This window comes from Streptomyces sp. NPDC046349 (assembly GCF_055587885.1).
Map to the genome: position 1 here is coordinate 1 of NZ_JBVJFK010000025.1, position 10275 is coordinate 10275.

The window sequence follows — 10275 nt, forward strand, 5'->3', positions numbered from 1 at the left end:
CACCAGCACCAGCTTCAAACGCCCGTCCAACCGGGCCGGCACCTCCCCCGCACCCGAATCAACCCGCGCACCCTCGACAACCGACATCGCCAGACTCCCTCTCCATGACGCAACGGTGTGTTGCGTCATCGACTCTGGACCGGTCCGAAGGGGTTACCCAGCCCTCTGGTTGTGCTGGCGCCGCGCAAGCTAGCACTCCCAGGGCCACCTTCCGGGGCGGCGTCCGGCGCCCTCCCCCGGCACACTGGAACGCATGGACACACCGACCGCTCTGGGCGAGTTCCTCCGTACCCGTCGCGCGCAGCTCCAGCCCGAGGACGTCGGGCTCCCGTCCCACGGCACCCGGCGGCGCGTGCCCGGGCTGCGGCGCGAGGAGCTCGCCCTGCTGGCCGGGGTGAGCATCACGTACTACACGCACCTGGAGCAGGGGCAGAGCACGAACGCCTCGGACAGCGTCCTCGACGCATTGGCCCGGGCGCTGCGCCTGACTCCGGACGAGCACGCGCACCTGCACAACCTGGCCCGTCCGCCCCGCGCCAAGCGGGCCCCGTCGCCCCGCCCCGAGTACGCCCGCGACACCACGCGCCGGCTGATCGGTGCGATGCCGCAGGTCCCCGCCGTGGTGCTGGACGGCCGTAACAACGTGCTCGCCTGGAATGCGCTGGGGCACGCCCTGCTCGCCGGGCACCTGGACTTCGCGAGCCCCGACGATCCCGCCGTGCGTCCGAACCTCACGCGGATGCTGTTCCTCGACCCGCACACCCGGGAGCTGTACACGGACTGGAAGAGCGAGGCCCGGGTCGCGCTGGCGGCGCTGCGCCTGGTGGCGGGCCGCAATCCCGAGGACCGTGCGCTGGCCGAGCTGATCGGCTCGCTCATGCTGCAGAGCCCGGATTTCGCCTCGCTGTGGTCGAAGCACCCGGTGCGGGACTGCACGGTCGGTACGAAGACCCTGCACCATCCGGTGGTGGGCCCGCTGACCCTCGACTTCGAGAACCTGCACCTCACCGACGGCACCAACCACCGGATGCTGCTCTACAGCGCTCCCGAGTCCTCCCCCTCCGACGCGGCGCTGCGCATGCTGTCGAGCCTGACCGCCGGACCGGCGGGTACGGGCCGGGGTACGCCGCAGCCCGCGTCGGCTGATGCCGACGCGGGCGGTGAGCGGTAGGGCGGTGTTCGGGCGGGTCAGTCGCGGGCGGACGCACTGACCGGGGTCCGGTCCCCGGACGGCTCGGGGGCCGGTGCCGGGGCCGGGGCGGACGGCGTACGGGGCCTGCCGCGGCCGAAGCGGCGCATGGCGGGCATCTCGACGAAGCGGAAGAGGAGCCAGCCGCCGAGCAGTGAGGCGGCGAAGAAGCCGGCGATCACCAGCAGGGCGACGGGAACGCTGTAGGTGTGCTCGCCCAGCAGCGAGCGGAGGTAGAAGATCGTGACGCCCTGCACGAGGTAGAAGCCGAAGGAGACCTCGCCGAGCCAGACCATGGGCCTGCTGCGCAGGAAGGTGGTGCGGCCCTCGACGTCGGCGTTGGCGGTGGCCCCGATGAGCGCGGCGACCGGGATGATCGTGGCGACGACGAACCCGTACTGGAACGGGGCGACGAGCGCGGCGGCGTAGCCGAGGACGGTCAGGGCCAGCGAGACGCCGAACCCGACGCGGCGCGGCCACAGTCCGGCGAGGACGATGCGGGCGAGCAGGATGCCGAGGACGAACTCGAAGAGGCGCCCGGCGGGCAGCAGGTATCCGAACCAGAACTGCATTCCGGAGATCGGCGTGATGGTGGACTTGGGGGTGTCGGGGACGAAGTGGGTGGCGATGAGCTGGACGGCGACCATCCCTGCGATCATCGCGGCGCTCCAGCCCCACAGGGCGGTCCGGCCGCGGAGCCCCCGGATCGGGGCGATGAGCACGGGGAAGAGCATGTAGAAGAGCAGCTCGCTGCCGAGGGACCAGCTGGGCGGGTTGACACTGAGGTTGACGGTGGGCTGCGGCCACCAGGTGTGGATGAGCAGGAGGTTCGGGAGCCAGTCGGCGACGCCGGTGACGGCCGAGCCGGCGAAGAGGACCATCGCGGCGGCGAAGACGACGATGTGGTTGGGGAAGATCTTCAGCAGTCGACGGCGCAGGAACGCGGTGACGGGCTCTCCGGGCTTGGCGGCCCAGGCGAGGACGAAGCCGGAGAGGACGAAGAAGAAGGAGACGCCCAGGTAGCCGGCCTTGCCGAAGGCGGTGGAGAACCAGTCGGCGATGCCGGCGTCGGCGAAGGGGTTGATGGGGGCGTTGGGCGGGATCGGGGAGTCGGTCAGGGACGAGTGGAAGAAGAACACGGAGAGAGCGGCGAAGAACCGCAGGCCGGTCAGTGAGGGCAGCTTCGCCCGCTTCGCGGCGTCGGAGGACGTCGTGGAGGCCACAGGGAATCGCTCTTTCGGAAGAGGTGCGGAAGAGGTTTCGTGAGGGACGGCCCCCGGGGCCGTGGTCCCGCCGTGCGGCGGGGGCACGGTCCCGGGCGGCGCGCGCAGGGGCGTCGCGGAAGGCGGGACTGCCCGTCGGGGGCTCAGGGCTGCGGGGGGGCGGCGTCCGGTCCCGGGGAGCGGGCGCCGGCGCGGTCTCCCCTACTGCTCGATCCGGTTGCGGTAGAGCATGAGCTTGGCGTCCTTGGCCACGTAGTAGTTCTGCACGGAGTACGCGATGGTGGCGAAGTCCAGGCGGCCGTCGCCGTTGAAGTCGGCCGTCGCGATGCGGGCGACGGACTCGTCGGAGACCCGCCACTTGGCCCAGATGCCGTTGGCGGCGTCGATCGCCTTGTAGTACATGACGCCCTGCCACGGCCACGGGCCGCGGAGCGCCACGAGGAACTCGTCGTCGCCGTCGCCGTCGAAGTCGGCGCAGACGATCTGGTGGCCGGGACCCTCGCCGTTCTCGTTGGGGTCGCCGTACACGTCGAGCAGGACGCGGTTCCAGCCCTCGCCGTCGCCGGCCCTGGTGTAGACGGCCACCGTGTTGCCGTGGAAGGGCTCGATGGCGGCGACGTAGGCCATCGGGTCGTCGCCGAGGCGGCCGGCGTTGAGGTCGCCGCTGCCGCGGAATCCGGTCTGCTCGAACTGCGTGAGCTCGCCCGTGCCGATCAGCTCGCGGATCCACTCCCGGCGGGTCTCGTCGTAGTGGAGCCAGGTGACGCCCTCGTCGGAGGCCAGCAGCAGGGACTCGAGGTCTGAGCCGGGGATCAGGCCCTTCTTCTTCTCGGCTCCGTGGATCATCCGGAAGTGGCTGTCGTCGATGACGGTCATCTCCCACTCCTGCGCCGTGTGCACGTCGTCGGGCTGGGTGAACAGCACGACGGGCAGTACCGCGTGGACGTCCTCCTTGGCGACGATCGGGAGGCCGATGATCTGCAGCCGGTCGGTGCGGGTGAAGTGGCCGGCGCGTAGGCGGTGCATGCCGGTGGCGCGGCCGACGTAGTGGCGCTTCCAGCGGGACTCGTCCTTGTCCGGGGTGCCGGGGTTCTCCAGCCAGTCGATCTTTCCGCCTTCGGTGTTGGCGTCGTGGATCGTGCCGATCGGGCCGTACAGGTCGTAGCAGACGATGACGTCGGGGTGGCCGTTGCCGGTGACGTCTGCGTAGTCGGCGCCGACGGGCATCTTGATCCGGTCGGCTATCAGGCGGCGGGTCCAGTCGCCGTCGTTGGCGTACCAGTAGATCTCGCCGAGGCGGAGCCCGTAGCCGAAGAGGTCGGGCCTGCCGTCGCCGTCGATGTCCGGGGCCTCCAGCCAGTAGCCGTCGCGGAGCTGGTCGGCGACGACCTCGGCGGTGAACTTCGGGGCACGCAGGGCGGTCTCGTTGGTGCTGCCGGTGGTGGTCACGACTGGTTCTCCAGAGGGTTCGGGGTGGTCACGGGGAAGAGGGTGCGCAGCGCGCGGGGTACGGGGTGGTACTCGATGGCGAGCCAGATGCAGTCGGTGTCGGCCCGGTACTGGTGCCAGGGGTAGTGGTAGGTGCACTGGGGGCCGGTGGCGCAGAACGGGTCCGGGGTGGTGTAGCCGGGGCTCATCAGGACGTCCTGGTAGAGGGAGGCGTGGTCGCGGTCCCGGAAGCGCTGCATCCGGCCGAGGCCGTGGACCTGGGTGTGGACCTCGATGAAGTCGTGCTGGTTGTGGACGGCGCAGTCGGTGCCGGCGGGTGAGAACCAGAGGTTGGCCCGGACGTTGAACTCGCGCAGGTCCGTGGGGGTCTCGCGCTCGCCGAGGACGTGGGCAGGGTCGAACAGGACGGTGTTGATGTCGTCCTGGGGGCTGCGGTGGAGGGCGGTCTCGCGGGGGAACTCGCCGGGGCCGAGGAGATCGGCGAGGTGGGACCAGCCGGGTTCCTCGTTGATGCCGGTGATGTCGGTGCCGTCGGGGGCGGAGCGCAGGAGGAGGAGCGCGTCGGCCTTCTCGATGCGGGTGTCGGCGAGGACGGTGGAGGAGAGCGGGGGGATGGTCTTGCGGGGTTCCTCGGCAATGGTCACGGGTGTCACACCGGGATTGACGACGATGGTGCGGCCTTCGACGGTGTAGTCCACGGCGTCGCGCACGAGGTCGGCCCTCAGGTACGGGGTGCTGAAGTTCAGCGGGCGTTCGACGGCGGACGGGGTGGCGCTCATGGGTGCTCCTCTCGATGGGGTGCGGGGCCCGGGTGCGGGGCCCGGGTGCGGGCTCAGGTGCGGGCTCAGGTGCGGGCTCAGGTGCGGGCGAAGTCGGCGGTGCGGGCGAGCTCGACGCTGAGCTCGTCGACGGCGTCGTCGGGGACGAAGGGTTCGGGTGCGGGGCCCAGGCCGAAGAAGTGGGCGAGGGCGGCGACGGTGCGCGCGGTGGCCTGTCCGTCGCCGTACGGGTTGGCGGCGTTGGCCATCCGGTCGTAGGCGGCCCGGTCGCGCAGCAGCTCCAGGGTGTGGGCGACGATGCCCTCGGTGGCGGTGCCGACGAGGCAGGCGGTGCCGGCGACGATGGCCTCGGAGCGTTCGGTGACGTCGCCGAGGACGAGCGTGGGCTTGCCGAGGGCGGGGCCCTCCTCCTGGCTGCCGCTGCTGTCCGAGACGATGATGTCGGCGCGGCGCATGAGCTTGCAGAAGCTGAGGTAGGGCAGCGGGTCCGTGACGGTGATGCCCGGGTGGCTGCCGATGTGCGGCAGGAGCGCCTCGCGGACGACCGGGTTGCGGTGGAGCGGGACGACGACGCGCACTCCGGGCTCGTCGGCGATGCGGGCGAGGGCCCGGCCGATCTGCGGCAGGTGCGGCCAGGCCTCCCGGCGGTGGGCGGAGGCCAGGACGACCCGGCGCGGATCGCTGTCGAGGTCCGCCAGGGCCGGGTCGCTGTAGCTCTCCGCGCGGCCGCTGGCCCAGCGCAGGGCGTCGATGACGGTGTTGCCGGTGACGGTGACGGTGTCGGCGGCGATGCCCTCGCGCAGCAGGTTCGCCAGGTTGCCGGGGGTGGGGGCCAGGTGCAGGGCGGCGACCTGCGCGACGAGCCGTCTGTTGCCCTCCTCGGGGAAGGGCGAGCCGAGCCGGCCGCTGCGCAGTCCGGCCTCGACGTGGACGACGGGGATCCGCAGGTGGAATCCGGCCAGGGCGCCGGTGAGGGTGGTGGCGGTGTCTCCGTGGACCAGGACCGCGTCGGCGGGAGAAGCGGCGAAGTAGTCCTCCAGGCCGCGCAGCGAGCGGTAGGTGACCTGGGAGAGGGTCTGCTTGGGCGCCATCACTTTCAGGTCGACGTCGGCGGTGAGGCCGAAGGCCTCGAGCGTCTCGTCCAGCATCTGGCGGTGCTGGCCGGTGGAGATCACGACGGGCTCGAAGCGCGGGTCGTCCTGGAGGGCGCGGATGACCGGCGCGAACTTGATGGCTTCCGGCCGGGTGCCGAGGACTACGGCGACGGAACGCATGGCTTCCTCTTTCTTTCTGGCGCGGTGGGAATCGGGCCGTGGCATGGCGGGGAAGGGGCGCGGCACGGCGGTGCCGCGGGCGCCGTCCGGGGGTGTGCCCGGGGATGTGGCTGCGGGTGTGGGCCAGGGGATCGGATCGCTCTGCGAGGGGCCCTTTTCGGCTGCCCTCTTCCGGCCTGTAATCAGCTTTCCCGGAGCCGCCCGGACAGTCAACGAACTACCCCGGCCACTCGAACAGTCGGCCGGGAACGCCAGAAGCCCCGCACTCCGGGACACGGAGTACGGGGCTTCTGAGCAGGGACGACGGTCGCGGAACCGCGGGCAGGGTCGCGTGGGGGACGCCGGACCGCCGGCGGTGGCCCGCCTGCCGTCATCCGTTCGGGATCAGCCTCGGGCAGGCTTGATCGACATGGAGTGGCGGAAGAAGTCGGACGGGTCGTAGCGCTTCTTGACCTGCTGGAGGCGGGGGTAGTTGTCCTTGTAGTAGAGGGTCTGCCAGGGCACGCCGGAGCGGTTGCGGCGGGGGTCGGTGATGTCGCGGTCGGGGTAGTTGATGTAGCAGCCGTCGGTGTTGTCGTCGATCAGGGGGACGCCGCCGGTCGCGGAGAAGAAGTCCTCGTACAGGTCGCGCAGCCAGCCCAGGTAGAAGGCGTCCTCGCTCTCCTCCTGCCAGAAGGTCTGGAAGCACATCTTGAAGACGGAGGACCGCTGGGCGTTGGCCGTCGCGTCGGGTGCGACGGCGTTGACCTGGCCGCCGAAGGAGAACAGCACCAGCATGGTGTCGGGGTTCTTGAAGTCCGGCCGGCTCATGTACCGGTAGAGCGCGGAGATCTGGTGGTCGGTGAAGTTCTTGCGCATGTAGGCGGACTTGTGCGCCCCGCGTGAGGTCGGGTCGGTGATGGTCGGGTTGTTGGTGCCGACGAGCCGGGTCGCCTGGAGCCAGGGCAGCGTCCTGGGTTCCGCGAACTGCGGCATGGCGGGGAGTTCGCCGGTGGGCCGGGTCAGCGCCCGGGGGGTGACCCCGGTACCGGCGGTGATGGCCGCCACGTAGTCGTCGAGGAGCTTGCGGGCGTTCGGTACGGTCGCGTCGACCTGGGTGAACATGCCCAGGCCGCCATGGGCCTTGGAGCTGACGTTGAAGAGGCTGGACAGGTTGCGGTAGGGGCTGTCGGGGGCGCTGTTGGCGGCGTGCCAGGCGCCGAAGTTCTTGAGGAGGCGGGCGAATCCGGCCTCCGTCAGCTGCTCCCAGGGGAAGTCGAGGGCGCTGACGAGGACCTTCGACGGCGGCGATATCAGCTGCCCGGAGGGTTCGGAGCCCTTCGCGCCCGGGGAGCGGAACCAGTAGCGGGTCACCAGGCCGAAGTTGCCGCCTCCCCCGCCGGTGTGCGCCCACCACAGGTCGCGGTGGGGGTCGTTCTTCTCGCGGGTGGCGACGACGGTGCGGACGCCTCCCTTGCCGTCCGTGACGACGACCTCCACGGCGTACAGGTGGTCGACGACCAGGCCGTGGGCCCGGGAGAGGAGCCCGTAGCCGCCGCCCACGATGTGGCCGCCGGCTCCGACGCTGTAGCAGATGCCGCCGGGGATGGTGACGCCCCAGCCCTTGTAGAGGGCTTCGTACACGTTGATCAGGCGGGCGCCCGCCTCGACGACGAAGGCGCGGCGCGCGGGGTCGTATCCGACGTGGGTCATCTCGGAGAAGTCGATGATGACCTCGGTCTCCGGGTGGGCTGCGAAGTCGGCGAAGCAGTGGCCGCCGCTGCGCACGGAGACCCGCTTGCCGGCCCGGACGGCGTCTTTGAGGGCCCGTTCGGCATCCGCGGTCGAGCGGACCATCTTGACGTAGTCGGGGCGGGCGACGAAGCGCTGGTTGTTGCCGGTGGTGAGCATCTCGTAGCGCGGGTCGCCCGGGCGTACGACGGCTCCGGTTCCGGCGGCCGCGCCGGGCGCCGCGGAGGCCGCGGGGTCCGTGGCCGCTGCCGCGGGGCCGGCGAGCGCGCCGGCCACTGCCGCGCCTCCGACGACGGCAGCACTGCGGGTGAGCATGGTCCGGCGGTCGACACCGTTCATGGGGCTACCTCGACTTCTGTTCGACGATGGGGTGGGTGCCGTGCCCGGCACCGGCGCAGTGGTGTTGTGCGGGGAGTGGTGCGGGAGGCGACGGCTCCGCGGGAAGCGGAAGCGGCTTTCGGCTCTTTCGGTCGAGGTGGCCGGAGAAGGCCGCGGTGCCGAGGCCGGCGGCGGCGAGTCCGGCGCCGATCCAGGTCGGCGAGGTCCATCCCAGGCCGTGGGAGACGGCGAGGCCGCCGAGCCAGGCGCCGAGGGCGTTGCCGAGGTTGAAGGCTGCGATGTTCGCGGCGGAGGCGAGGGCCGGGGCCCCGGCCGCCTGCTGCATCACGCGTGCCTGGAGGGGCGGCACCGTGGCGAAGCCGATCGCCCCGAAGGCGGCCAGGGTGACCGCGGCGGGCAGGGCGGCCCTCGAGGTGTAGGTGAAGACCACCAGCACCAGGCAGAGGCCGCCGAGGATGAGGTACAGGCTGGGCATGAGGGCCCGGTCGGCGGCCCGGCCGCCGAGGACGTTGCCCACGCACAGCCCGATGCCGAAGAGGACGAGGAGCCAGGCGACCGCGCCGTCGGAGAAGCCGGCCAGTTCCGTCATCATCGGGGCGAGGTAGGTGAAGGAGGCGAAGACGCCGCCGAATCCGAGGACCGTCGTGGTGAGGGCCAGCCACACCTGAGGTCTGCGGAAGACGGCGAGTTCGCCGCGCAGGGCCCCGCTCTGCGGCGCGGGCTGCGCCGGGACGAGTGTGATGAGGGCGAGCAGTCCCACGATCCCGATGCCGGTGACCGCCCAGAAGGTCGAGCGCCAGCCGAACTCCTGGCCCAGGAAGGTCCCCAGGGGCACGCCGAGCACATTGGCCAGGGTGAGGCCGGTGAACATCAGGGCGATGGCGCTGGCCCGCCGGTCGGGGGCCACGAGGTCGGCGGCGACGACGGAGCCTATCCCGAAGAACGCGCCGTGGGTGAGGGCCGCGATCAGCCGACCTCCCATGAGGGCGGCGTAGCCTCCGGCGAGGGCGCAGAGCAGGTTGCCGGCGACAAAGATTGCCATGAGCACGACAAGCATGGTCTTGCGGGGAAGCCGGGCGCCGGCCGCGGTCATCAGCGGTGCGCCGACAACCACGCCCAGGGCGTATCCGGTGACCAGCATGCCGGCGGAGGGGATGGACACGGACAGGTCGTCGGCCACCTCGGGAAGCAGGCCGACGATGACGAACTCGGTCGTCCCGATCCCGAAGGCGCCGGCCGCGAGGGCGAGGAGGGAAGCACGCATCGGCCTGGTCAGATCTGCCGCAGGGCGCCGCCGTCGACGCTCCATTCGGCGCCGGTGACCTGGCCCGCCAGCGGCGAGAGCAGGTACGCGATCACGCCCGCGACGTCTTCGGGGGTGCCGATGCGGCCGCTGGGGAGTCGGCGCACCTCGCGGATGAAGTGGTCGACGGCCTCGTCGGCGGGGAGGCCGAACCGCTCGCCGAGCTGGTCGGCGAAGCCTCCTGGCGCGTCGAAGAGCGCGGTCCGGGTGGGTCCCGGGGAGACCACGTTGGAACGCACCGCCCGTTCGCCGTACTCCGCGGCGAGGGACTTGGAGAGGGACAGCAGGGCCGTCTTCGAGGCGGCGTAGTCGACGATGCCGGGGTCGGGGTAGCGGGCGGCCTCGCTCGCCACGTGGACGACGGATCCGGCTCCCGACTCCAGGAGCGCGGGCAGTGCCGCGCGGGTCATGCGGACGGCGGAGTGGAAGTTGACCTCGAAGGTGTTCTTCCACTGCTCGTCGGTCACGTCGAGGAAGCCGGAACGGGATTCGAGCGCGCCGACGTTGTTGACGAGGCCGTCGAGCCGGCCGTGGCGCGCGGCCACGGCGTCGGCGACCTGCCGGGCCGCGGCGGGGTCGGTGAGGTCGGCGGCGAGGGTGCCGACCCGGTCGCCGAGCCCTTCGGTGCTCCATGGCTTGCGGGCGACGCCGACGACGGTGGCGCCCTCGGCGGCGAGGAGGCGGACGGTCGCCTCGCCGATACCGGACGACGCGCCGGTGACGAGGTACACGCGGTCTTCGATATGGAGGTCCATCACGTTCCTTGGGAAGGAGGGAGGCGGCCCCGGCAGGGCCGACGGGAGCGGTCGGGCGACCGTGCCGGGGGCGCTTCCCGGAGGGAGGGGATCTCTTCGGCCGGGGAATCAGCCGGCGGCGGCGACGTCCTTCGCGGCCTTGTTGCGGAGGAAGAGGACGGTGGTGAGGATGCCCAGGACGACGACGGCGGTGTTGACGACGACCGCGGTGGTGATCCCGGCATGGATGTCGG

8 protein-coding genes are annotated in these 10275 nt (G+C 71.5%); 1 reads left to right on the top strand and 7 read right to left on the bottom strand.

What is annotated here, in order from left to right; genetic code table 11:
- Window positions 1-253: 253 nt before the first annotated feature.
- Window positions 254-1171 carry a helix-turn-helix transcriptional regulator gene (locus tag ACZ6JS_RS35345; RefSeq protein ID WP_469304178.1) on the top strand — a complete coding sequence of 306 codons (918 nt, stop codon included), beginning with the start codon at window positions 254-256 and terminating at the stop codon, window positions 1169-1171.
- 17 nt (window positions 1172-1188) lie between these two features.
- On the opposite strand, the gene ACZ6JS_RS35350 is transcribed toward ACZ6JS_RS35345, so the two are convergent.
- From ACZ6JS_RS35350 to ACZ6JS_RS35380, 7 genes are all read right to left on the bottom strand, one after another.
- Complete coding sequence (locus ACZ6JS_RS35350; RefSeq protein ID WP_469304180.1) at window positions 1189-2412, bottom strand: acyltransferase family protein; 1224 nt, start codon at window positions 2410-2412, stop codon at window positions 1189-1191.
- A 201-nt stretch (window positions 2413-2613) separates the two neighbouring features.
- A complete protein-coding gene (locus ACZ6JS_RS35355) occupies window positions 2614-3861 on the bottom strand; it encodes an FG-GAP repeat domain-containing protein (RefSeq protein ID WP_469304181.1) in 1248 nt (415 codons plus the stop codon).
- Window positions 3858-4640: a hypothetical protein gene (locus tag ACZ6JS_RS35360; protein WP_469304182.1), complete on the bottom strand. Its 783-nt coding sequence runs from the start codon at window positions 4638-4640 to the stop codon at window positions 3858-3860. Before ACZ6JS_RS35360 ends, ACZ6JS_RS35355 begins: the two co-directional genes overlap by 4 nt.
- A 77-nt stretch (window positions 4641-4717) precedes the next feature.
- The gene (wecB, locus tag ACZ6JS_RS35365) at window positions 4718-5914 is read right to left on the bottom strand and encodes a non-hydrolyzing UDP-N-acetylglucosamine 2-epimerase (RefSeq protein ID WP_469304184.1); all 1197 of its coding nucleotides are present in this window, start codon (window positions 5912-5914) and stop codon (window positions 4718-4720) included.
- A 384-nt stretch (window positions 5915-6298) separates the two neighbouring features.
- Window positions 6299-7984, bottom strand: a complete 1686-nt coding sequence (locus ACZ6JS_RS35370; protein ID WP_469304186.1) for an FAD-binding oxidoreductase — start codon at window positions 7982-7984, stop codon at window positions 6299-6301.
- A 4-nt stretch (window positions 7985-7988) separates the two neighbouring features.
- Window positions 7989-9248 (bottom strand): MFS transporter, encoded by a 1260-nt coding sequence (locus tag ACZ6JS_RS35375; protein ID WP_469304188.1) that lies wholly within the window; start codon window positions 9246-9248, stop codon window positions 7989-7991.
- Window positions 9249-9256: 8 nt separating this feature from the next.
- Window positions 9257-10042, bottom strand: coding sequence for an SDR family NAD(P)-dependent oxidoreductase (locus tag ACZ6JS_RS35380; RefSeq protein WP_469304190.1), 786 nt, complete (start codon window positions 10040-10042; stop codon window positions 9257-9259).
- Window positions 10043-10275 lie beyond the last annotated feature (233 nt).